Here is a 21,174-nt window from a genome sequence, read left to right as displayed (position 1 = left end):
TAGATGGGAGGATTCCGGCGTGACCCAGCCGACCGACCTCGCCGACCGCTACGGCGCTCCGGCACCGTGGCGGCGCCGCACGCTGGTCGCGGCGTGCGTGGTCGTCGTGGCCGCCTTCCTGGGCTGGTTGGGCTGGACGATCTGGGACCAGTCCACTCCCCACGTGCGCTCGGACCTGGTCGGCTTCGACATCGTCGACGAGCACCGGGCCACCGCGACCATCGAGGTCCGGCTGCGCGACGGCGTGGCCGCGAGCTGCACGCTGCGGGCGTACGCCGAGGACCACACCGTCGTGGGCGAGCTGGTCTTCGCGCCCACGGACGGGCGGAGCGACCAGGACGTCCGCACCGAGCGGCGCGCGTCGTCGGTCGAGCTCCTCGGGTGCACCGCCCCGGGGCAGAACCGCCCGCGCTGACCGCCCTGTTGTTAGACTTCTCGGTCTGACGCTCCCCGCAGGGCCGTCGAGGACGGCCCGGCGCGATCGCCCATACCCCGATCAGCGCACCTGTCGTTTATCGACATCTCGTGCGGGGCACCCACCGACGGTACGGCGGATCGACTCCGCCGTACCTCGAAGCAAAGCAGGAGTTACCTCATGACGCAGGCACAGGCGCACGGCAAGATCTGGCTCACCCAGGACGCGTTCGACAAGCTCACCCAGGAGCTCGAGGACCTCAAGGGTCCCGTCCGCCAGGAGATCATCGCCCGCATCAGCGCCGCTCGCGACGAGGGCGACCTCAAGGAGAACGGCGGCTACCACGCCGCCCGCGAGGAGCAGGGCAAGCTCGAGGGCCGGATCCGCCAGCTCGAGGACATGCTGCTGCGGGCCGAGGTCGGCGAGACCCCGGCCGACGACGGCGTCGTCGAGCCCGGCATGAAGGTCACCTACAAGTTCGTCGGCGACTCCGACGACGACGTCGAGACGTTCCTGCTCGGCGCCCGCGAGATGGAGGACGCCGCGGGCGGCCTCAAGGTCTACTCGCCGCAGTCGCCGCTCGGCTCCGCCATCCTCGGCTCCTCGAAGGGCGACACCGTCACCTACGAGGCGCCCAACGGCAAGGAGCTCCAGGTCGTCATCGTGGATGCCGTCCCCTTCCAGGGATAGCTACTGCATGACGCGGTAGTCGTGCTCGTCCAGGCGGGCGAGCACCTGCTGCGCGTGCGGCTCGCCCCGGGTCTCGAGCTGAAGGCGCACCTCGACCTCGTCGACGTGCAGCGTCGGTGAGATGCGCTCGTGGGCGACCTCGAGCACGTTGGCGCCGGCGGCGCTGATCTCGGTGAGCAGGTGCGCCAGGCCCCCCGGGGTGTCCGGGATGCAGACGCGCAGGTTGAGGTAGCGACCGGCGGCGGCCATCCCGTGCCGGATCACCTTGCCGAGCAGCAGCGGGTCGATGTTGCCGCCGGAGAGCACCGCGACCGCCGGCGTGGCGAACGCCGTCGGGTGCTCCAGCAGGGCCGCGACCGCCGCCGCCCCGGCCGGCTCGACGACCATCTTGGCGCGCTCGAGCGTGGCCAGCACGGCCCGCGCCAGGGCGTCCTCGGAGACCGTGATGATCTCGTCGACGTGGTCGCGCACGGCGGCGAAGGTGATGTCGCCCGGGCGGCCTACAGCGATGCCGTCGGCCATCGTGCTCATCGAGGGCAGCGGCACCGGGCAGCCCTCCTCGAGCGAGCCCGGGTACGCCGCGGCCCCCTCGGCCTGCACGCCGATCACCCGGACGCCGGGACGCAGCGCCTTGATGGCGATCGCGATGCCGGCCAGCAGGCCACCACCGCCCGTCGGCACCAGCACGGTCTCGACGTCGGGGGCCTGCTCGAGGATCTCGAGGCCCGCCGTGCCCTGACCGGCCACGATGTCGACGTGGTCGAACGGGTGGATGAGCACCGCCCCGGTGTCGCGCGCGAAGGCGTGCGCCTCGACCAGCGCGTCCTCGAGGTAGCGGCCGTGGAAGACCACGTCGGCGCCGTAGGCCCGGGTGGCCTTCTCCTTGGGGATCGGCGCGCCCTCGGGCATGAAGACCGTGGACCGGATGCCCAGCAGCTGGGCGGCGAGCGCCACGCCTTGGGCGTGGTTGCCGGCGGAGGCCGCGACCACCCCGTGGGCGCGCTCCTCCTCGGACAGCCGCGCGATCCGGGTGTAGGCGCCGCGGGCCTTGAAGGACCCGGTGCGCTGCAGGTTCTCGCACTTGAGCGACACCGGGCCGCCCGCCAGCGCGGAGAGCCAGCGCGACTCCTCCATCGGCGTCACGATCGCGACCCCCTCGAGCAGCTCACGCGCTGACTCGATGTCGCTCAGCCCCACGGTGGGGACCTCGTTGCCGGCCACCTCACTCATCGGGACCCTCCTCACCCACGTCGACGGTCTCCCCGGTCTCCTCGTAGTCCTCGTGCAGCTCCTCGACCGGATCGTCGCCCGGGCTGGTGTACGCCGCGAGGTGCTGGACCACGGCGTTCAGCGCGGCCGCGATCGGTACGGCGACCAGCGCGCCCGCGACGCCCGCGATGAGCACGCCGGCAGCGATCGCGAGGATCACCGCGAGCGGGTGCACCGAGACCCAGCGGCCCATCAGGAAGGGCTGGAGCACGTGCGCCTCGAGCTGCTGGACCCCGATGATCACCGCGAGCATAAGCAGGGCGGTGACCGGGCCGTTGGCGACCAGCGCGACCAGCACGGCGACCGCTCCGGCGACGGTCGCACCGACCAGCGGGACGAAGGCACCGAGGAAGACCAGGACGCCGATCGCGAGCACGAACGGCACGCCCAGGATCGCGGCGCCCACCGCGATGCCGATGGCGTCGGTCAGCGCGACGATCACCGTCGCCCGCACGAACTGGGTCAGCGAGATCCAGGCGACCCGGCCCGAGCTGTCCACGTGGCCGCGGGCGGCGCGCGGCGACAGCCGGACCAGCCACGACCAGATGCGCTCGCCGTCGGCGAGGAAGAAGTACGACGAGAACAGCACGATGAAGAAGCCGGCGAAGACGTGCCCGACCGCGGTGCTGACCTCGGTGATCCGCCCGACGACCTCGCCACCCTGCGACTGCTCGGTGATGGCGTCCTGCGCCCGGCCGATGTAGTCGTTGATCTGCGAGTCGCTGGCGTGCAGCGGACCGTTCTTGAGCCAGTCCTTGATCTCGTCGAGCCCGGCGACCGTCTGGTCGGCCAGGTCGGTGGCTCCGGTCGCGATCTGCTGGCCGGCCAGGGTGAGCAGCAGCCCGACCAGCGCGATGCCGGCGATCACCACGCCCAGCGCGGCGAGTCCGCGCGGGATGCCGATCCGCACGAGGCCGTCGACGATCGGGACCACCAGGGCCGTGATCAGCAGCGCGATGACGACCGGCAGCACGACCACCGCCAGGAAGCCGATCGCCGTGAAGATGACGGCCGCCGCGGCGACGATGACCAGGAAGCGCCAGGCCCACGCCGCCGCGAGGTCGACGCCCCACGGCACGCCCTCCGGGCGCGCGACCGTGGGGACGCCGGCGACGGCGGGCATCTCCAGCTGGGCCTGCCGCTCGTCGCGCAGGTGGGCGAACTGGTGCGCGAGCCGGGCGGCGAGCCGGACCTCGCGCTCCTCCGCATCGCTGTCGGGGCGGTGCCGTCGACTGATGATCGGCAGGCGGCGGCGTCCGGTCTCGCCCTCGGGCTCGTGGTCGGGTCCGGGCCCGTCAGCGTCGTTGCTCACGGCGACAACGTACCCAACCGACGTCAGTCCAGCGCACGCTCGAGGTCCGCGACCAGGTCGTCCGCGGTCTCGATGCCGACGCTGATCCGGACCAGGTCGGCCGGGACCTCCAGGTCCGTGCCCGCGACGCTCGCGTGCGTCATCCGGCCGGGGTGCTCGATGAGCGACTCGACGCCGCCGAGGGACTCGCCGAGCGTGAAGACCTCGGTGCGCTCGCACACCTGCAGCGCGTGCTGCTCACCGCCGGTGACGCGGAACGACACCATGCCGCCGTACCGCTTCATCTGGCGCTGCGCGACCTCGTGGCCGGGGTGCGTCTCGAGGCCGGGGTAGATGACCTCGCCGACCTTCGGGTGGCTGGTCAGGAAGTCGACGACGCGCTCGGCGTTGTCGCAGTGCCGGTCCATCCGCAGTGCCAGCGTCTTGAGGCCGCGCAGGGTCAGCCAGGCGTCGAACGGGCCGGCGACCGCGCCCATCGCGTTCTGGTGGAAGGTCACCTTCTCGGCCAGGTCGAGGTCCTTGACGACGATCGCGCCCCCGACGACGTCGGAGTGCCCGCCGCAGTACTTGGTCGTCGAGTGCACCACCACGTCGGCGCCGAGGGTCAGCGGCTGCTGGAGGTACGGCGAGGCGAAGGTGTTGTCGACGACCAGCAGGGCGCCGGCGTCGTGGGCGATCGCCGCGAGGGCCTCGATGTCGCCGATGTTGAGCAGCGGGTTCGTCGGGGTCTCCACCCAGACGAGCCGGGTCTCGCCGGGCCGCACCGCCGCGGCGACCTTCTCGAGGTCGGAGACCGGGGCCGGGCTGTGGTCGAGCCCCCACACCTTCTCGACCTTGTCGAAGAGGCGGAACGTGCCGCCGTAGGCGTCGTCGGGGATCACCACGTGGTCGCCCGGCTTGCAGAGCGCCCGGACCAGGGTGTCCTCGGCCGCCAGGCCGGAGGCGAACGCGAACCCGCGCTCCCCCTCCTCCAGCGCCGCGATGTTGCCCTCGAGGGCGGTCCGGGTCGGGTTCGCGGAGCGGCTGTACTCGTAGCCGCCGCGGAGCCCACCCACGCCGTCCTGCTTGTAGGTGCTGGTGGCGTAGATCGGCGGGATGACCGCCCCGGTCGCCGCGTCCGGCTCGTAGCCCGCGTGGATCGCACGCGTCTCGAAGCCCGACTTGTTCCTGTGCTGCTGCTCGGTCATGGATCGAGGCTATCCGGGCATCTGCTCGCGGGCGTTCCCACCCGGCCCCCGATGGTGGACACTCGCAGGCGTGCGACGTGCTGTGGCCCTCTCGGCGGGCCTCCTCCTCGGGTTGCTCCTCGGACCGGTCCACCTGTCGCTGGACCGTGCGACCGGATCGCCGGCGTACGCCGCCGGGTCGGCCCGGCCGGACCTCGCGGTGACGCGGGGCTCGGTGCACGTGGCCGGGAGTCGGATCACCGGCCGCCTGGTCGTGGTCAACCTGCGCAGCCCCCACGGCCGGACCGCCGACAGGTCAGCAGTCCGGCTGACGGCTGTGCGGTCGGGGCGGGCCGTCGCACTGGGGTCGCTCCCGGTGCACCGGCTGAAGGCCGGCCAGGCAGCGCGCGTGCGGGTCGACGTCTCGACCGCGAGGCTGCGCCCCGGGCGCTACGCCGTCCGCGCCTGCGCCGACGGCGGCCATCGGCTCGGCGAGCGGTCGGAGAGCAACAACTGCCGCGTGCTCGCCCGCGTCACGGTCGCGACCTCCTCGAGCGGCACGCTCTGCGCGACCCCGCTGTGCGCACCGCTCGACGTGGCGCGCGGGACCGAGGTCCCCTATACGGACGCGTCGGGCTCGTACTGGGTCTACGTCCCCGACGACGGGAGCGACGAGCCGTACGGGGTGCTCATCTGGTTGCACGGCTGCGGCGGCGACCACGGTGACATCTGGGGCGCCGCGGACTACTGGGGCTACCACTACATCGCCATCGTCCCGGACGGGGCCGAGGGCGGCTGCTGGTCGATGTCGACCGGACCCGACCGGGTGCTCGCGACCGTCGACAGCCTGCGCGCGCACTTCGACGTCGATCCGCACCGCGTGGTCCTGGGCGGCTACTCCTCCGGCGGCGACCTCGCCTATCGCACGGCCTTCCTGCACGCCGAGAGGTTCGCCGGCGTCCTGGCGATGAACACGTCGCCCTTCCGCGACAACGGCACCACGGTCACCGACGCCGCCCACGCGGCGTGGCGGTTCCCCGTCTTCCACCTGCTCCACACCGGCGACGAGACCTACCCGAAGGCGGGGGTGACGGCCGAGCTGGACGACCTCGACGGCCTCGGCTTCCCGGTCACGCGCCAGGAGCTGCCCGGGACCCACTGGGACGAGCCGACCGACCCGGACAACCCAACGGACGGCACCTGGCACGACTTCCAGGAGGTGCTCGTCAAGGGGCACATGGACGACGGCTGGGTCTCTCCCTGACCTCCTGCACCGGGAACGCCACGGTCCCCGCCGTTGTTACAGACTGTGCATCATCACTCCGAAAGAAGGAGAAAACGTGTTCCTCACCCGCAAGGCCCAGCTGGTCGCCCCCGACGAGACCCTGGCCGGCCGCAGCGAGCGCAACTTCCCGCTGTCCGAGAAGCACCGCGTCCTGGACGCACCCCTGGTCACCGACGAGGTCCCCGAGGGCTTCGAGGTGGCGTTCTTCGGCCTCGGCTGCTTCTGGGGCGCCGAGGAGATCTACTGGCAGCTCCCCGGCGTCTGGTCGACGTCGGTCGGGTACGCCGGCGGCACGACCGAGCACCCGTCCTACGAGGAGGTCTGCTCGGGCCGCACCAACCACACGGAGGCCGTGCGGATCGTCTTCGACCCGACGAAGGTGTCCTTCGCCGACCTGGTGAAGACCTTCTTCGAGGTCCACGACCCGACCCAGGGCTTCCGCCAGGGCAACGACGTGGGCACGCAGTACCGCTCGGCGATCTACTGGACCACCCCCGAGCAGGAGCAGGTCGCCCGCGAGCTGACCAAGGTGTACGGCGACGAGCTGAAGCGCCGGCGCCTCGGTGACATCACCACCGAGATCCGCCCGGCGAGCGAGACGCCGTACTTCTACGCGGAGGACCACCACCAGCAGTACCTGGCCAAGAACCCCTTCGGCTACCGCTGCCACGCCAACACGGGCGTGAAGTTCCCCGCCTGACGCTTGGCCGCGTCCGAGTCCGAGACTCGGGCGCGGCCTAGGCCGTCAAATACCGTTGTCGTCGCGCAACGAATGTCATGCTGACGCTGACTTGGAGGTTTGCGCGTGACCGTCGTCGTAGGTATCCAAACCACGGATGGGCTGGTGCTTGCGAGTGACAGCGCGACCACCCAACAACTGGCGCTCGTGGGTGGAGGCTACGCCACTTCAAGCATCTGGAACTCAGCCAACAAGATCTTCAACCTCCGGAAGTCTTGGCCGATTGGCGCAATGACCTTCGGTCGCGCAGCGATCGGGGGACTGTCAATCGCGACTCACGCGAAGGACCTGCGGCTACGCCTGAGCGGTGCGATGCCGGACACCGCATTCCCCGCTCTTGACGACGACACGTACTCCGTCGAGAAGGTCGCTCAGACCGTGCTCGACTACTACCGCAACCAGTCGAATCTGGACCCAGGAGACGATCTCGGTTTCATCGTGGGTGGGTTCTCTGCCACGGAGCGACGACCCGAAATGTGGCAGGTGAACGTTTCTGAATCCGGTGACACGATCGAATGCGTTGTTGCACCCGGTGATCCAGGGATCGTCACTCAGGGTATGACCGACGCGATCACACGATTGGTGGACGGCGCAGGACTCGGGCTCGGAGCTGCCCTAGAGAAGATGGGCGTCCCAGCCGGATCGGGCGACGCGGCCGCTGAGCAACTGCGTGACCAACTGCGCATGGCATGGGCTTGGCCCGGAATGCCCCTCGGCGAGACTATCGACATGGCTCGTTTCTTGGTGGAGACGCAGATCAACTTCGTGCGGTTTATGCCCGGCGACGCCATGGTCGGGGGCCCGGTTGAAGTCGCTGCCCTGACCAAGCATGAAGGTTTCAAATGGGTGCAGCGGAAGCACTACTACAATGCGAAATTGAACCCAGAAGAGGGAGAAGGACTGTGAACTCAAACGCCTCGAACGCGCCCATCCGCGTGTCGGGAAGCGGTGCTCCGGCCAAGCGACTTTCCGCGTCGGTCAGTCCCGTCCGCGTTTCGAAGTCCGGAAGCTCGTCGTCAAGCCCGTCCCAGAGCCTGCGTGGCTTGCGCATCACGGGAACTGCGAAGCCAAACAAGAAGTAGTGACCCACGCGGCTTCGGCAGGGAGAGCGGCGTCCTCTACTCGATGGCCCTTCAGGACCCGCCGTACTACTACGCGGAGGACCACCACCAGCAGTACCTGGCCAAGAACCCCTTCGGCTACCGCTGCCACGCCAACACCGGCGTGAAGTTCCCCGCGACCGCCTGACCCGCCTCACCGACGGCCCCCACGACTCGACGAGGGGGTCGTTGTCATGTCGTCGCCGTCGTCCTCGATGTGGCCCGTGCCGGGGTCGACCGCCTCGACGAGGCGGCGGAGGGCCTCGATGTGCGCCGTCGCGGGCAGGCACCGAACTGTGAGACCGACGGCGGTGTGGCGCCGCCAGCGACATCCGGGCGCTCCCGATGAGAATCACGGCCGGACGATGTCGTAACGGTCGTCCCCCGTTCGTAGCGTTGGCAGCGACGGACATCGGGTCCGTCCGAGCACAGGAGTCGACATGACCGAGTACCTCATCTTCTTCAACCAGCAGTGGGTCGGCGACCACCCCGAGGAGTGGTACCAGGGGCGGGTCGAGCCCTCGATGGCCGTCGTCGAGGAGATGAAGGCGGCCGGGGTGTGGGTCTTCGGCGGCGGGCTGGAGGAGGAGATCGACCGTGCCTTTAGCGCCGACGCGACCAGCGGCACGCTCAGCATCACCGACGGGCCGTACGCCGAGACCAAGGAGTACCTCGGCGGCTTCTGCGTGATCCGGGTCGACCACGACGAGGCCGCCAAGATGTGGGCCGGCAAGGTGGCGGAGGGGTGCGGCTGGCCGCAGGAGGTCCGACCGTTCAAGCCGGTCCCGCGCATGGCCCAGGACTGAGGTCGAGCCCCGCAGGCCAGGCGGGTCGCCGGGCGGTACGCCGTGACCGCGGTCTTCGCGGGCGGCGCGTCGCTCGCGGCCAGCGGGTCGAAGAAGGCCGTCCTGGTCGTCACGAGGTAGGCCCGCTGGGTCCGTTTGTCAGACTGGAGGCATGACCGAGCTGCCCCGCAAGGCCGTGGCACGGACGGCGAGGCTTGCCGCCCTGCCGATCGGGTACGCCGGGCGCAGCGCGATCGGCTTCGGCAAGCGGATCGGCGGCAAGCCCGCCGACGCCGTGATGAGCGAGATCCAGCAGCGCACTGCCGAGCAGCTGTTCCGGACCCTGGGCGAGCTCAAGGGCGGGGCCATGAAGTTCGGCCAGATGCTCTCGGTGATGGAGGCGGCCTTCCCCGAGGAGCTCGTCGGTCCCTACCGCGAGCAGCTGACCAGGCTCCAGGACGCCGCTCCCCCGATGCCGACGGCGACGGTGCGCGAGATCCTGGCGCGCGACCTGGGCGCGGACTGGAAGGAGCGGCTGGTCTGGCTCGACGGCGGCCCGACCGCCGCCGCGTCGATCGGCCAGGTGCACCGCGGGCGCTGGGTGGACGACCGCGAGGTGGCCATCAAGGTGCAGTACCCCGGTGCCGGGGACGCGCTGCGCTCCGACCTGCGCCAGCTCTCCCGGCTGGCCCGCACGATCGGCCCGCTGGTGCCCGGCGTGGAGCTCAAGCCGCTGATCGAGGAGCTCCAGGCCCGCGCCCAGGACGAGCTCGACTACGACCTCGAGGCCGACGCCCAGCGCACGTTCGCGGCCGCCTTCCGCGACGATCCCGACATCGTCGTGCCGGACGTCGTGGCCGTCGGCGCCACGACCCTGGTCACCGAGTGGCTGGACAGCCCGGCGTCCCTCGCAGCTGTCATCGCCGACGGCAGCCAGGCCGAGCGTGACCACTACGGCGAGCTCTTCGTGCGCTTCCTCTTCTCCGGGCCGGTGCGCACCGGGATGCTGCACGCCGACCCGCACCCGGGCAACTACCGGGTCCTGCCGGGACCGTCGGGCGAGCCAGGCCGGCTGGGTGTGCTGGACTTCGGCGCGGTCGCCCGCCTCACCGAGCACGGGCTCCCGGAGGCGATGGGCCGGCTGCTGCGGGTCGCCGCCGACGAGGAGCAGGACGCGCTGGTCGAGGGGCTGCGTCGGGAGGGGTTCATCAAGGACCGGATCCGGGTGGATCCCGAGCAGCTGCTCGCCTACCTGGCGCCGTTCGTCGAGCCGACGAAGGTCGAGCGCTTCCAGTTCTCCCGGGAGTGGATGCGCGCCCAGGCGGCCCGGATGAACGACCCCCGCGACCCCGTCAACCTGGTCGGCCTCAAGCTCAACCTGCCGCCGTCGTACCTGCTCATCCACCGCACCTGGCTCGCCGGCCTCGGCGTGCTCTGCCAGCTCGAGTGCGAGGCGCCGTTCCGCCAGATCCTCACCGACTCGCTGCCCGGGTTCGCCGCGCCGGACGACCGGGCCTGATCACCGGGCCCGATCACCACTTCTGGGCATTGCGCGCGGGTGCGTGAGGGGCGCACGCTGGAGGGTGGTCCAGGAGGTAGCCATGTCATTGACCGACAGCGCCGTCGCGGTGATGCTCCCCACCGGGGACGCCACTCGCGCCCAGGAGTTCTACGAGAAGCGGCTCGGGCTTCCCTACGACGGGACCGGCGGTCCCGACGAGCTGATGTTCGGGCTCGGCGGCGGGTCGCACCTCGTCCTGCGCGTCCTCCCCGACGCCCATCCGTCGCCCAACACGGCGATGAGCTTCGAGGTCTCCGACATCGCGGCCGAGGTCGCCGACCTCGAGTCGCGCGGCGTCCGGTTCGAGGACTACGACCTGCCGGACATGAAGACCGTCGACCACGTCTTCGACGACGGCTCCATGAAGGCGGCCTGGTTCCTCGACCCCGACGGCAACATCCTCTGCATCCACCAGCTCAGCGGCTGAGGATCAGTCGCCGACGGTCCCGTCGATCGACTCCCGGATGAGGTCGGCGTGGCCGTTGTGGCGCGCGTACTCCTCGACCAGGTGCATCAGGATCCAGCGCACGTTGCAGCGCTCGCCCGTACGCCGGTTGGCGCGCTCGGCCAGGTCGTCGAGGTCGGCGGTCACGTAGATCCGGTCGGCGTCGACGACCGCGGCCTCGTAGAGCGCCCACAGCTCCTCGGGCGAGTCGTCCGCCGCGGAGTGCCAGTCCCAGTCCTCGTCGGCCGCCCAGTCCACCGAGGCCCACGGCTCACCGGGCTCAGCACCGCGGAGCACGACCGCGCTCCACCAGTTCTCGACGAACGCGAGGTGCTTGAGCATCCCGCCGAGCGTCATCGAGGAGGGTGGGAACGGGGTGTCGAGCTGCTCGGGAGTGAGTCCCCGACACCGTCCGCGCAGCACCTCGCGGTGGTGCTCGAGGAACCCCTGGATCGTGCTGCGCTCGTCGCCGGCCTGGTGGGACGCGGAGCTCGACGTGGAGCTCATCGCGGGGACCTCCGGGTGATGCAGTACGCCGTGCCGACGGGATCGGCGAGCACCGTCCACCAGTCGTGCCGAGCCACCTCGGTCGCGCCGAGCGCGAGGTGGCGGGCGACCTCGGCGTCGCGGTCGTCGGCGGCCAGGTCCAGGTGCGCCGTGACGGCCGGCTGCTCGTGGTCGAGGCGCTGCACGAGCCAGCGCAGCGGCTGGGTGTCGGGCGGCTGGAGACGCTCGAACTCGCGCTCGTCGACCTCCGTCAGGTCCCAGCCGGTCAGCCCCTGCCAGAACGCCACCTCCGTGTCGTACGACGACGGTGGGAGGTCGAGGCAGACCTGGTCGACCTGGGAGCGGTGCCCGCCGGGCCAGCTCGCCGCACGGGGCCGCCGGGCCGCGGGGTGGCTGACGAAGCAGAAGATCAGGCCCCCGGGCGAGCGCAGCACGACGTACCCCGCCTCGTGGCGCACGAGGACGTGGCCGCCGAGCTCGATCGCGGCTTCGGCGGCGATCGTCGGCTGCTCGACGTGGAGGTCGAGGTGGATCCGGCCCGGCCCGTCGTCGAGGTGCTGCACGCGCAGGTAGTCGTCGCCGTCGGGCGGGACGAGGGTGGCGAACTGGTCGGTCTCGCCGCGCGTCTCGGAGACGGCGTACCCGGTGACGTCGCGCCAGAACGCGACCCCGCGGTCGAGATCGCCGGGCCCGAAGTCGAGGAAGGCGCTGACCCAGTACGGCGCGATCGTCATACGACGGGCTTGTGCAGCACGGCGCCGGTGGGCGCGACGAGGACGTCCTCGCCGTCGACGGCGCCGATGCCGTCGACGAGCAGCGACATCCCGGGATCCACGAGCGGCGGGAAGACCAGGGTGACGTTCGGGTTGGCGCCGACGTTGGCGACCGAGCCGCGCCCGGGGGTGGAGATCCGCAGCCCCCCGTCCTCGGGGACCGCCCGGATGGAGACCGCCTTGACCAGGCCGTCCTTCGAGGTGAGCAGGTAGCCGCGGTCGAACTCCGCGAGCCGGGCCGGGATGTCGGCCACGTCGACGAGAACGCTCATGTGGTGAGGCTATCGACCCAGCGCTCGCCCGCCACCGTGGTTTCCGCGGAACCGCCGGTGAGCTCGGCGAGCGCCGTCGCGAGACGGGCTTCGCCGGCCGGTGGGACGCCGAGGGTGAGGGACACGCGGTCGGCGTACGTCGTGTCCAGGATCGCGATCCCGCGTGTGCGGAGCTCGCTCTCCAACCGGCCGGCGTCGGCGTGCTCGAGCTCGAGGACGTGCTCGCGCAGCAGGGACCGGCGGAGGGTCCCGGCCCCGTCGAGGGCCGTGCGTACGGCGTCGCCGTACGCACGCACGAGACCGCCGGCGCCGAGCAGGGTGCCGCCGAACCACCGCGTCACGACGGCGACCACGTCGCTCACCTCCGCACCCCGGAGCACCTCGAGCATGGGCGCTCCCGCGGTGCCGGCCGGCTCCCCGTCGTCGGCGGAGCGCTCGACCTCGTGGGGCGGCGGTCCGACGCGGAGGGCCGAGCAGTGGTGCCCGGCATCCCAGTGCTCCTTGCGCAGGCGCTCGACGACGGCCCGGGCGGCCTGCTCGTCCTCGACCCGGACCAGGGTGCAGAGGAATCGCGACCGCTTGACCTCGATCTCGGCCGTCACGTCGCTGGCGATGGTCAGGTAGCTCATGCACGTACTCGCTTCGCTCCGTGCGCGCATGAGGCACAGGTAGCGCTGCGTTGAATGGTTCGCTCGCTCCGCTCGCTCACGACCAGACCCCGAACACGTCGCCACCGATCCGGATGATGAACGCCGAAACCACCACGATGAAGAAGACCCGCACGAAGCCGGCGCCCCGGGAGACGGCGGTGCGCGCACCGACGTACCCGCCCACGATGTTGCAGGCGCCCATGACCAGCGCGACCTTCCAGACGATCGCGCCCTGCGGCGCGAAGACCAGGATGGCCGCGAGGTTGGTCGCCCAGTTGGCGAGCTTGGCCTTCGCGGACGCCTCGAGGAAGCTGTAGCCCAGCAGCCCCACCAGGGTGATCACGAAGAAGCTGCCGGTGCCCGGCCCCAGCGCCCCGTCGTAGAAGCCGATGGCGAGGCCGGTTCCCATCGCGGCCACGGTGTGGCGGTGCCCCGAGAAGCGCAGCGCGGTCGCCTCGCCGAGCTGCGGGCGGAAGAGCACGTAGCCGCCGACCACGACCAGCGCCACCAGGACGATCGGCTCGAACGCCTCGCGCGGGATCTGGCTGGCGACCAGCGCGCCGGCCGCGGAGCCGGCGAACGCGAAGACCATCAACGGCAGGAACGTCCGGGGATCCGGCCGGATCCGGCGGTAGTACGTCGCCGCGCTCGCGGTCGTGCCGCTGATCGCGGCGACCTTGTTGGTGGCGAGCACCTGGACCGTCGTGGCGCTCGGCATCCCGAGCAGCAGCGCCGGGAGCTGGATCAGCCCGCCGCCGCCGACGACGGCGTCGACGAACCCGGCGGCCAGCCCGGCCAGGCCGAGCAGGACCAGCACGGTCGTGGAGACGTCATCCATCGCGGACATGCTCCCAGCCGGCTCCCAGTCGACCCCAAGCGGCCCGCGACACGGTGCTCCCACATCCAGAACACAACCGGTCACCAATCAAGGAGAGAACCATGCACCGCCGCTGGCTGAACCGGGCGCTGATCGCGCTCGTCGCCCCCGCCCTGATCGTCCCCGCAGTCACCTCGTCCGCCACCGCGGCCGCGACCGCGAAGGTCCCGACCATCGACGCCGCCGCGAAGATCTACCCGCACCTCGAGGGTGGAACGTCGAGCGAGTCGGCCGCCAAGGTCCTCGGCCCGGGCAAGAAGTGCAAGACCGGCAAGCCGATCAAGGGCGCGAGCCAGCGCTCCGCGTCGTACTCCCCCGACTACTCGTCGGGCGACCCGGACGCCTACGTGATCACCGGCGCTCGCCCGAGCGTCTTCGCGACCGCGATGAGGTTCCCGTCGACCAAGGCGGCGATCCAGTACCTGCACGGCTCCGCGTCGTACGCCAAGGACTGCCCCGGTGGCACCGGTGGCGGCGGCGGGGGCGGCGGCACCGGCGGCATGAAGTGCAAGAGCTCGATGAAGAAGATCAGGTTCAACCTCGGCAACGAGCGCTGGGGCTACCAGACGAAGTCCACCTGCACGATGGGCGGCGTGACCTCCACCTCGGTCTTCAACTCGCTCTTCGCCCGCCAGGGCAAGTTCATCGTCTACACCGGCGCCATGTCGATGGACGCCACGGCGCCGTCGATCCCCGCGTCGATCGCGATGACCAAGCTGGCGCTGAAGACCGTCGCCTGACGGCTCCTATCGTGGAGGGGTGCGCATCGTCTCCCTGCTCCCCTCCACGACGGAGATCCTCTTCGCGATCGGCGCCGGGGACGACGTCGTCGGCGTGACCTTCGAGTGCGACTTCCCGGTCGAGGCACGCACCCGCCGGATCGTGTCGACCTCGGCGCTGCCGGAGGGGCTGACGCCCGCCGAGATCGACGCGTACGTCGTCGGCGCGATGTCGCGCGGCGAGGACCTCTACCACCTGTCGGCCGATGCGCTCGCCGAGCTGGACGCCGACCTGGTCGTCACCCAGGACCTCTGCGCGGTCTGCGCCGTCGATGTCTCGGTCGTCGACGACGCGCTCGCCTACCTCGGCTGCCGGGCCGAGGTGGTCACCATCGACCCGCACACCCTCGACGAGGTCTTCGCCTCGATCGAGGTGCTCGGCCGGGCGACCGGCCACGAGCCGGAGTCTGTGGCCCTGGTGGCCGGCCTCCGGGCCCGGCTGGACGCCGTCCGGTCCCGCGTCGCCGGCCTGCCGAGACCGCGGGTGATGCTGCTCGAGTGGACCGACCCGCCGTACGCGCCGGGACACTGGGTGCCCGAGATGATCACGGCCGCCGGCGGCCAGCCGCTGCTCGGCAAGCCCGGCGCGAAGTCGGAGCGCGTCCTCTGGGAGTCCGTGCACGAGGCCTCGCCCGAGGTGATCGTGTGCGCACCCTGCGGGTACGACCTGCCCGGCGCCCAGTCGCTCGCCGACGACCTCGTCGCCTCAGGGGTGCTGCCCGCCGGCGTGCCCGTGCACGCCGTCGACGCCAACGCCGCCTGGGCCCGCCCCGGCACCCGCCTCGTCGACGGCGTGGAGGAGCTCGCCGCCCTGCTGCACCCGCTCTGAGCGGCCGAGCCGGAGCCCGGCCACCCAGCCTGGCGCACGACCACCGGGAGGGACCTCGAGGTCGTCGGTGTCGTGGCCGCTGACGACGAGCAGCCAGGAGATGACGGAGTTCGACGTCCAGATGTCGCCGAGGCCCAGCTCGTCACGACCCCAGGTCAGCGCCGGCACCCGATTCGCGGCGGCGAGCAGCCGTCGGGCCCGGACGGCGTTCGTGCCGACGTACGTCGGTGATCCGATCGCCTCGCCGATGTCGGGGATCGTGCCGTCCGCCCACAGCCGGACCTCGTAGCGGAACAGGGCGGACCGTCCGAGGGCGCGGAGGCCGACCGGCCCGCTGACCGCGCCGCGCGACCCGGCGCTCCACGCCGGCGCCATCTCGATCGTCCAGCGCTCGTCCCCCACCCGCACCTCGAGCGCGGCGTGAACGAGATCGCATCGAGGACGGCCCTGGACCCGGGCGGCGACCGCCTCCAGCACCCGGCCGTTCCACCACACCGACCGGCCGCCCGCGCCCAGCGGCAGCCAGTACAGCCGAACGGATGCCGTGGTCATGGCCTCAGCGTCCGAGGTCCGCCGCGCCTGCACCAGGGCCGATGGTCCCGCGTCGACCGACTGCTGCCCGGGCCAGGCCGACCGTGCCGATCCCCACCCAGACCAGGTTGAGGACGGCGGACGGCCACGCGCCGTAGTAGGCCGAGTTGACCATCAGGAAGCCGCCGCCGAAGAGGTTCATCAGCTGGAACACCAGCCCCGTCGCGTGGATGCGGGACGCGGTGACGAGCGCGTACGCGCCGATCAGCAGGGCCATCCCGAGCCAGCCCAGGACGTTGACGACGAGCACGGTGGCATCCACGGCCCCCATCCTGCCGCGCCGGGCCTGTGTCGGTGGGCACCGGTAGACATCTGCCATGCCCGAGATGTCGGTGGCCGACGAGGCCGAGCTCTACCTGAAGATGATCGCGGACCCCGGCAGCGAGCCGGGCCTCTACGAGTGTCTCGCCTGCTTCGTCTCGCGCCGGGTCGAGGCGGTCGGCTGCGACGGCACCCTCGTGTGGTCGCAGTGGTTCCGCGACGTGAAGTCGCCGACCGCGAGCGCACTCGAGGCGCGGCTGACCCGCATCGGCGTCTACTGCGACTGCCACGTCACGCGCAACGGCTACCGCATGGAGCGCGGCCTGCTCATCCGTGACCTGATGACCGACGAGCTGTCCGAGCCCGACGAGATGCCGGACTGCGCGGGCGTCGGTCGTACGTCGACCAAGCCCTGCGCCAACTGGGAGCGCCGCCCGCTCAGCGAGTGGCGACCGGGGCGGCACGAGTAGGCCGCCCTCGCTAGCGTCGGAGCGAGTCCTTCGCGCGCGCCAGCACCTCCGCCGGGTCGAGGCCGAGCTCGGCGGCGGCACCCAGCACCGCGACGACGAGGCGGCTGGCGCCGGAGACGAGCAGCGACGGGTTCACCTCGACCTGGCCGTCCTGGGTCTCCGTGATCGTGATCGCGCCGTGCTCGAGCACCCGACCGACCTCGAGCTCGACGATCCGGGCGTTGTCGTCACGGGTGTCGTCGAGCGACTGCCCCAGCTCCACGACGTCGGCGAGGACCAGGGCGATCTCGGCGATGGACTCACGGCTCATGGGATCAGCGTGGCACGGCGTCGATGACGAGGCCGGTCGTCCGGACTCGCGGACAGCGGGGAAGATCTGACCCACCCGGTGCACCAGATGTTCCCCGCTGTCTGCTGAGGGGGCTCACGTCGGCGCGTGGGTTGCGGGGGTTTCGAGACAGGCGCTAGCGCGCCTTCCTCAACCACCGGGTACGGCGTACCGCGCCTTCCTCGACCACCGGGGTCGGGCCTAGTCACCCACCCAGAAGCCGCGACCGCCACCGAACCAGCCACCGTAGCCACCCGAGCGGTAGGGCCCGTCCTCGGCGGAGCCGCCCCGACTGCCGCCGCGGCGCGAGCCGAGGTAGGAGCCGACCACGGCAGCGCCGAGGTCGTCGAGCTCCGGGGCGATGACGCGGCCCTCGACACGGTCCGCCATCTGCTCGATGAAGCGGGCCAGGCCCGGGTCCTCGCCGAGGCGGAAGAACGTCGTCTGTGCGCCGAGCCGCCGGGCGTTGTCGAGCTCGCGGACGGCGTAGGCCACCGTCAACGGGTGCGGCGGGTAGGAGAAGTAGACCTCGCCGTCGGGCTCCAGGTGGGAGGTCGGCTCGCCGTCGGTGACGATGAGCAGCACCGGCTGGGCGTTCGGGTGCTTCCGGAAGTGCCGGTTGGCGAGCAGCAGCGCGTGGTGCAGGTTGGTGCCCTTGTCCCACATCGCGTCGAGCGCGGTGAGCTGCTCGATGTCCATCACCTCGGCGTGCCGGCCGAACGCGATCAGCTGCAGGTCGTCGCCGCGGAAGCGCGACTTGATCAGCGTGTGCAGCGCGAGCGCGGTGCGCTTCATCGGCACCCAGCGACCGTCCATCGCCATCGAGAACGACGTGTCGACGAGCAGGGCGACGCAGGCCTGCGTGCGCGCCTCGGTCTCCTGGACCTCCACGTCGTCGATCGACAGCCGAGGCCCGGTCGGGTCCCCCGCACGACGGAGCACGCCGTTGAGCATCGTGCGCGGCACGTGCCACGGCTCGGTGTCGCCGAACGCCCACTGGCGGGTCGCGCCGGACAGGTCCCCTGCAGCACCGGCCCGCTGGAGCTCGCGGTTGCCCTGCCGACCGGACATCCGCTCGGCGACGTCGCGGAGCAGTGCCTTGCCGAGCTGGCGCATCGCCTTCGGGGTCAGCCGGAGCTGCCCGTCCGAGCCGCGCTTGAGGGTGCCCGAGTCGCGCAGCGCCCTCTCGAGCTGCTGCAGGGTCCGGGCGTCGACGGCGGCCTCGTCGCCGAGCTGACGGGCGAGCTTGTCGAGGTCGAGGTCGTCCATCCGAGCGCCGCCGTACCCCTGCGACAGCTGGTCGGCGAGCTGGTCGAGGTCGGCGAGGTCCTGGAAGACGCCGGTTCCGTCGCCCAGGCCCAGGCCCTCCTCGCCGCCCATCTGCTCCGACCCGCCCCAGTCGAGGTCGGGCCGCAGCGACTGGAGGTTGTCGTCGAGCCGGCCGAGCGCGTTCATCAGCTCCGGTGAGCCGAACGCTCCCGCCGACAGCTCCATCAGCTCCTGGCGCTGCTCGGGCGACATCGAGTTGAGCATCCGCTGCGCGGCCGCCGAGCGCTGCGCCAGCGACTCGAGCAGCTCGTCGATGTTCTGCGGGTTCTCCGGGAAGTAGTCGCCGTGCTTGTCCATGAACTCGTCGAAGTCCTGCTGGGTGTCGTCACCCATCCGGTGCTTCTCGAGCAGGTCGTTGAGGTCGCCGAGCATCTCGTTGACGGCGGCCCGGTCCTCGTCGGTCGCGTTCTCGAGCGCCTGCTTCATGCCGGCGAACCGCTGGTCGAGCAGCTCGCGGCCGAGCAGGTCCTTGATCTGCTCGTAGGCCTCGCGGGCCTCGCTGCTCTGCCAGTCGTACGACGACAGCTCGCTCACCGCCGCCGACGTGTTGGGCGAGAGGTTGTCGAGCTGCATCTCGCGCAGGGTCCGGTCGCCGTCGTCCATCATGGCGTCGCGGGCCAGCTGCTTGCGCTCCTCGAGCACCGCCTTGTCGAGCAGCTCGCGGACCTCCTGGAGGGTGCCGTCGAGGTTGTGCCGCTGGGTCAGCTCGCGACGCCGCTCCGCGACCCGGCGGGCCAGGTCGTCGAGGCCGCTCTGGTCGCGGCCGCCACGGCGCAGGAACTCGCGCATCGCCCGTTCGGGCGAGTAGCCCGCCATCACGTCCTCGCCGATCGCGTCCAGCGCCTCGGCCAGGTCGACCGGTGCGGCGAGCGGGTCGCCGCCGTCGTATCTCTTGAACCGCGTGCGGTCCTTCATCGCCGGCTCACCGTGACGTCGCCGCGGACCACCCGCGGGATCTCCGCGACGATCTCCACCGTCTCCAGCAGGCGGGCGATCACGTCTCCCGCCTCGGGCGAGTCGATCGACACGTCGTAGTCGATGGCGGTCGTCGACCAGGTCTCCGAGTCGAAGTCGCCGCTCGCGCCGACCAGCACCCCGTCGACCGGGATGCCCGGCTCCGCCTCGCGGAAGACGTCGTTGAGCACGCAGCACGCGACCGCTGTCAGCAGCAGGTGGGCGCCGGTGCCGCCGCCCTCGACGGCGATCCCGCCGTCGGTCCACGGGTGCGGGATCACGTACGCCGGGCTCAGGTCGCCGACCCGTGAGCCGGCGGCCACCCGCACGTCGACGTGCAGCTCAGCCATAGATGGTCTCGGATCCGTCGGTGTCCTTGCCGATCTTGCGCGCCAGGTAGAGCCCCTCGAGCGCGAGCTCGATCGCGCCGGCACGCGCGCCGTCGGTGGTCGCACCGAGCCGGTCGCAGACGTCGTCGTACAGCTCCGACTCGCCCAGCACCGGCAGCCCGGTGAGGAAGTCGCGGGCGGTGACCTGCTCGCCGGTGGTGACCATCGCGCCCGACTCGATGGCGTCGACCAGCAGCCCGAAGTCGATGCCCCGGAAGTGGTGGCGCACGGTCTCGGCGGTGGCGGTGCGGAGCAGGTGGGTGAGCACCTCGGCCTCGCGGCCCTCCTCGCCGCTCTCGAACTCGATCTTGCCCCCGAGCACGTCGACGGCGGTCTCGAGGTCGACCACCCGGGCGACCGCCTCGGGCTCGCCCTGCACCGTGGCGCGGTGCAGCGCCGCCGCCGCGATCGTCTCGGCGCCGGCGATCGAGAAGCGCGCGGACACACCCGAGCGCTGGTCGACCGAGCTCGACTCGCGCAGGTTGCGGGTGAAGCGCGCCAGCACCTCGATCAGGTAGTCCGGCACGTCGGCGACCAGCTCGGCCTCCTGCCGGATCACCGCGACCTCGTCCTCGAGCACGGTCGGGTAGTGGGTGCGGATCTCGGCACCGAAGCGGTCCTTGAGCGGGGTGATGATGCGGCCGCGGTTGGTGTAGTCCTCGGGGTTGGCGCTCGCGACCACGAGCACGTCGAGGGGCAGCCGCAGCACGTAGCCGCGGATCTGGATGTCGCGCTCCTCCATCACGTTGAGCATCGCGACCTGGATCCGCTCGGCGAGGTCGGGCAGCTCGTTGATCGCGACGATGCCGCGGTGGCTGCGCGGGATCAGGCCGAAGTGGATCGTCTCCGGGTCGCCCAGCGACCGGCCCTCGGCGACCTTCATCGGGTCCACGTCGCCGATCAGGTCGGCGACGGAGGTGTCGGGAGTGGCCAGCTTCTCGGCGTACCGCTCGTCGCGGTGCTTCCACGAGATGCGCAGGTCGTCGCCGTACGTCGCGGCCGCGGCCTGGGAGGCGTGCGTGATCGGGTCGTAGGGGTGCTCGCCGAGCTCGGACCCGGAGATCACCGGCGTCCACTCGTCGAGCAGGCCGACCATGGTGCGCAGCAGCCGGGTCTTGCCCTGGCCGCGCTCGCCGAGCAGCACGATGTCGTGGCCGGCGATCAGCGCGCGCTCGAGCTGCGGGATGACGGTGTCCTCGAAGCCGTGCAGCCCCGGCCACGGGTCGCGGCCCTCGCGGAGGGCGTCGAGCAGGTTGTCGCGGATCTCCTGGCGGAGGTGCTTCTGGACGTGGCCGGAGGCGCGGAGCTCGCCGACCGTCGAAATCGTGGGTGCGGAGGTCACGCAATCACGCTACGCCCGGCACGCAAGAAGCGGGACCCGTCTCCGGTTACTACTCT

The 21,174-nt window shown here is 71.3% G+C and carries 25 protein-coding genes; 12 read left to right on the top strand and 13 right to left on the bottom strand.

Annotated features, from left to right (window positions below; all coding sequences use genetic code 11):
* Positions 1-19 precede the first annotated feature (19 nt).
* A complete protein-coding gene (locus ASC77_RS11490; protein WP_056152435.1) occupies positions 20-415 on the top strand; it encodes a DUF4307 domain-containing protein in 396 nt (131 codons plus the stop codon).
* A 180-nt stretch (positions 416-595) separates the two neighbouring features.
* Positions 596-1,105 (top strand): transcription elongation factor GreA, encoded by a 510-nt coding sequence (gene greA / locus ASC77_RS11485; protein ID WP_056152432.1) that lies wholly within the window; start codon positions 596-598, stop codon positions 1,103-1,105.
* On the opposite strand, the gene ilvA is transcribed toward greA, so the two are convergent.
* Genes ilvA through ASC77_RS11470 form a run of 3 tightly spaced genes read right to left on the bottom strand, consistent with a single transcriptional unit; the run spans position 1,106 to position 4,873 of the window.
* Positions 1,106-2,335, bottom strand: coding sequence for a threonine ammonia-lyase (ilvA, locus tag ASC77_RS11480; RefSeq protein WP_056152430.1), 1,230 nt, complete (start codon positions 2,333-2,335; stop codon positions 1,106-1,108).
* A complete protein-coding gene (locus ASC77_RS11475; protein ID WP_056152427.1) occupies positions 2,328-3,686 on the bottom strand; it encodes an AI-2E family transporter in 1,359 nt (452 codons plus the stop codon). The genes ilvA and ASC77_RS11475 overlap by 8 nt, the downstream gene beginning before the upstream one ends.
* A gap of 23 nt (positions 3,687-3,709) precedes the next feature.
* Positions 3,710-4,873: a cystathionine gamma-synthase gene (locus ASC77_RS11470; protein WP_056152425.1), complete on the bottom strand. Its 1,164-nt coding sequence runs from the start codon at positions 4,871-4,873 to the stop codon at positions 3,710-3,712.
* A 70-nt stretch (positions 4,874-4,943) separates the two neighbouring features.
* On the opposite strand from ASC77_RS11470, the gene ASC77_RS11465 reads away from it, so the two are divergent.
* From ASC77_RS11465 to ASC77_RS11440, 7 genes are all read left to right on the top strand, one after another.
* A complete protein-coding gene (locus tag ASC77_RS11465; protein ID WP_162249819.1) occupies positions 4,944-6,116 on the top strand; it encodes a CARDB domain-containing protein in 1,173 nt (390 codons plus the stop codon).
* 76 nt (positions 6,117-6,192) lie between these two features.
* Positions 6,193-6,837, top strand: a complete 645-nt coding sequence (gene msrA, locus ASC77_RS11460) for a peptide-methionine (S)-S-oxide reductase MsrA (protein ID WP_056152420.1) — start codon at positions 6,193-6,195, stop codon at positions 6,835-6,837.
* A 105-nt stretch (positions 6,838-6,942) separates the two neighbouring features.
* Positions 6,943-7,782: a hypothetical protein gene (locus tag ASC77_RS11455; RefSeq protein ID WP_056152416.1), complete on the top strand. Its 840-nt coding sequence runs from the start codon at positions 6,943-6,945 to the stop codon at positions 7,780-7,782.
* 219 nt (positions 7,783-8,001) lie between these two features.
* Positions 8,002-8,124: a hypothetical protein gene (locus ASC77_RS27705; RefSeq protein WP_268788418.1), complete on the top strand. Its 123-nt coding sequence runs from the start codon at positions 8,002-8,004 to the stop codon at positions 8,122-8,124.
* A 292-nt stretch (positions 8,125-8,416) separates the two neighbouring features.
* Complete coding sequence (locus ASC77_RS11450) at positions 8,417-8,782, top strand: YciI family protein (protein WP_056152413.1); 366 nt, start codon at positions 8,417-8,419, stop codon at positions 8,780-8,782.
* Positions 8,783-8,933: 151 nt separating this feature from the next.
* On the top strand, positions 8,934-10,280 hold the full coding sequence (locus ASC77_RS11445) for an ABC1 kinase family protein (RefSeq protein WP_056152410.1): 1,347 nt from the start codon (positions 8,934-8,936) through the stop codon (positions 10,278-10,280).
* 82 nt (positions 10,281-10,362) lie between these two features.
* Positions 10,363-10,749: a VOC family protein gene (locus ASC77_RS11440; protein WP_056152407.1), complete on the top strand. Its 387-nt coding sequence runs from the start codon at positions 10,363-10,365 to the stop codon at positions 10,747-10,749.
* A gap of 3 nt (positions 10,750-10,752) precedes the next feature.
* On the opposite strand, the gene ASC77_RS11435 is transcribed toward ASC77_RS11440, so the two are convergent.
* From ASC77_RS11435 to ASC77_RS11415, 5 genes are all read right to left on the bottom strand, one after another.
* Complete coding sequence (locus ASC77_RS11435; RefSeq protein WP_056152403.1) at positions 10,753-11,274, bottom strand: DinB family protein; 522 nt, start codon at positions 11,272-11,274, stop codon at positions 10,753-10,755.
* Positions 11,271-12,008 (bottom strand): VOC family protein, encoded by a 738-nt coding sequence (locus ASC77_RS11430; RefSeq protein WP_056152400.1) that lies wholly within the window; start codon positions 12,006-12,008, stop codon positions 11,271-11,273. The genes ASC77_RS11435 and ASC77_RS11430 overlap by 4 nt, the downstream gene beginning before the upstream one ends.
* A complete protein-coding gene (locus ASC77_RS11425) occupies positions 12,005-12,319 on the bottom strand; it encodes a hypothetical protein (protein ID WP_056152398.1) in 315 nt (104 codons plus the stop codon). Before ASC77_RS11425 ends, ASC77_RS11430 begins: the two co-directional genes overlap by 4 nt.
* Positions 12,316-12,948, bottom strand: a complete 633-nt coding sequence (locus ASC77_RS11420) for a YigZ family protein (RefSeq protein ID WP_056152395.1) — start codon at positions 12,946-12,948, stop codon at positions 12,316-12,318. The genes ASC77_RS11425 and ASC77_RS11420 overlap by 4 nt, the downstream gene beginning before the upstream one ends.
* A 76-nt stretch (positions 12,949-13,024) precedes the next feature.
* Positions 13,025-13,807, bottom strand: coding sequence for a sulfite exporter TauE/SafE family protein (locus tag ASC77_RS11415; RefSeq protein WP_056152392.1), 783 nt, complete (start codon positions 13,805-13,807; stop codon positions 13,025-13,027).
* Between the two features lie 101 nt (positions 13,808-13,908).
* Between ASC77_RS11415 and ASC77_RS11410 the strand changes: the two genes are divergently transcribed.
* Positions 13,909-14,586 (top strand): hypothetical protein, encoded by a 678-nt coding sequence (locus ASC77_RS11410; RefSeq protein ID WP_056152389.1) that lies wholly within the window; start codon positions 13,909-13,911, stop codon positions 14,584-14,586.
* Between the two features lie 19 nt (positions 14,587-14,605).
* Complete coding sequence (locus tag ASC77_RS11405; RefSeq protein WP_056152386.1) at positions 14,606-15,454, top strand: cobalamin-binding protein; 849 nt, start codon at positions 14,606-14,608, stop codon at positions 15,452-15,454.
* A gap of 556 nt (positions 15,455-16,010) precedes the next feature.
* Here ASC77_RS11405 and ASC77_RS11400 read toward each other — a convergent pair.
* Positions 16,011-16,307: a CBU_0592 family membrane protein gene (locus tag ASC77_RS11400; protein ID WP_200944959.1), complete on the bottom strand. Its 297-nt coding sequence runs from the start codon at positions 16,305-16,307 to the stop codon at positions 16,011-16,013.
* Between the two features lie 55 nt (positions 16,308-16,362).
* Here ASC77_RS11400 and ASC77_RS11395 point away from each other — a divergent pair, with 55 nt between their 5' ends.
* On the top strand, positions 16,363-16,776 hold the full coding sequence (locus tag ASC77_RS11395) for a DUF2695 domain-containing protein (RefSeq protein WP_056152380.1): 414 nt from the start codon (positions 16,363-16,365) through the stop codon (positions 16,774-16,776).
* Positions 16,777-16,786: 10 nt separating this feature from the next.
* Here ASC77_RS11395 and ASC77_RS11390 read toward each other — a convergent pair whose 3' ends face one another.
* The 4 genes from ASC77_RS11390 to ASC77_RS11375 all read right to left on the bottom strand — a co-directional run bounded on the left by ASC77_RS11390 (position 16,787) and on the right by ASC77_RS11375 (position 21,118).
* On the bottom strand, positions 16,787-17,086 hold the full coding sequence (locus ASC77_RS11390; RefSeq protein WP_056152377.1) for a hypothetical protein: 300 nt from the start codon (positions 17,084-17,086) through the stop codon (positions 16,787-16,789).
* Between the two features lie 219 nt (positions 17,087-17,305).
* Positions 17,306-19,348, bottom strand: a complete 2,043-nt coding sequence (locus ASC77_RS11385) for a vWA domain-containing protein (RefSeq protein WP_056152374.1) — start codon at positions 19,346-19,348, stop codon at positions 17,306-17,308.
* Positions 19,345-19,737, bottom strand: coding sequence for an OsmC family protein (locus ASC77_RS11380; protein ID WP_056152371.1), 393 nt, complete (start codon positions 19,735-19,737; stop codon positions 19,345-19,347). Before ASC77_RS11380 ends, ASC77_RS11385 begins: the two co-directional genes overlap by 4 nt.
* Positions 19,730-21,118, bottom strand: a complete 1,389-nt coding sequence (locus tag ASC77_RS11375; RefSeq protein ID WP_056152366.1) for an ATP-binding protein — start codon at positions 21,116-21,118, stop codon at positions 19,730-19,732. Before ASC77_RS11375 ends, ASC77_RS11380 begins: the two co-directional genes overlap by 8 nt.
* Between the last annotated feature and the right edge of the window lie 56 nt (positions 21,119-21,174).

This window comes from Nocardioides sp. Root1257 (genome assembly GCF_001425175.1).
In the GTDB taxonomy this organism is placed as follows: Bacteria; Actinomycetota; Actinomycetes; order Propionibacteriales; family Nocardioidaceae; genus Nocardioides.
Note: the sequence above shows the minus strand (reverse complement) of the source record. Positions and strands in the feature narration are given on the sequence as shown.

What these genes read in the sequence shown, in the direction of transcription:
- greA (WP_056152432.1), top strand. Translation starts at nt 596, where the DNA reads ATGACGCAGGCACAGGCGCACGGCAAGATCTGGCTCACCCAGGACGCG.
- ilvA (WP_056152430.1), bottom strand. Translation starts at nt 2,335, where the DNA reads ATGAGTGAGGTGGCCGGCAACGAGGTCCCCACCGTGGGGCTGAGCGAC.
- ASC77_RS11470 (WP_056152425.1), bottom strand. Translation starts at nt 4,873, where the DNA reads ATGACCGAGCAGCAGCACAGGAACAAGTCGGGCTTCGAGACGCGTGCG.
- ASC77_RS27705 (WP_268788418.1), top strand. Translation starts at nt 8,002, where the DNA reads ATGGCCCTTCAGGACCCGCCGTACTACTACGCGGAGGACCACCACCAG.
- ASC77_RS11450 (WP_056152413.1), top strand. Translation starts at nt 8,417, where the DNA reads ATGACCGAGTACCTCATCTTCTTCAACCAGCAGTGGGTCGGCGACCAC.
- ASC77_RS11445 (WP_056152410.1), top strand. Translation starts at nt 8,934, where the DNA reads ATGACCGAGCTGCCCCGCAAGGCCGTGGCACGGACGGCGAGGCTTGCC.
- ASC77_RS11440 (WP_056152407.1), top strand. Translation starts at nt 10,363, where the DNA reads ATGTCATTGACCGACAGCGCCGTCGCGGTGATGCTCCCCACCGGGGAC.
- ASC77_RS11435 (WP_056152403.1), bottom strand. Translation starts at nt 11,274, where the DNA reads ATGAGCTCCACGTCGAGCTCCGCGTCCCACCAGGCCGGCGACGAGCGC.
- ASC77_RS11430 (WP_056152400.1), bottom strand. Translation starts at nt 12,008, where the DNA reads ATGACGATCGCGCCGTACTGGGTCAGCGCCTTCCTCGACTTCGGGCCC.
- ASC77_RS11425 (WP_056152398.1), bottom strand. Translation starts at nt 12,319, where the DNA reads ATGAGCGTTCTCGTCGACGTGGCCGACATCCCGGCCCGGCTCGCGGAG.
- ASC77_RS11420 (WP_056152395.1), bottom strand. Translation starts at nt 12,948, where the DNA reads ATGAGCTACCTGACCATCGCCAGCGACGTGACGGCCGAGATCGAGGTC.
- ASC77_RS11415 (WP_056152392.1), bottom strand. Translation starts at nt 13,807, where the DNA reads ATGGATGACGTCTCCACGACCGTGCTGGTCCTGCTCGGCCTGGCCGGG.
- ASC77_RS11410 (WP_056152389.1), top strand. Translation starts at nt 13,909, where the DNA reads ATGCACCGCCGCTGGCTGAACCGGGCGCTGATCGCGCTCGTCGCCCCC.
- ASC77_RS11395 (WP_056152380.1), top strand. Translation starts at nt 16,363, where the DNA reads ATGCCCGAGATGTCGGTGGCCGACGAGGCCGAGCTCTACCTGAAGATG.
- ASC77_RS11390 (WP_056152377.1), bottom strand. Translation starts at nt 17,086, where the DNA reads ATGAGCCGTGAGTCCATCGCCGAGATCGCCCTGGTCCTCGCCGACGTC.
- ASC77_RS11385 (WP_056152374.1), bottom strand. Translation starts at nt 19,348, where the DNA reads ATGAAGGACCGCACGCGGTTCAAGAGATACGACGGCGGCGACCCGCTC.
- ASC77_RS11380 (WP_056152371.1), bottom strand. Translation starts at nt 19,737, where the DNA reads ATGGCTGAGCTGCACGTCGACGTGCGGGTGGCCGCCGGCTCACGGGTC.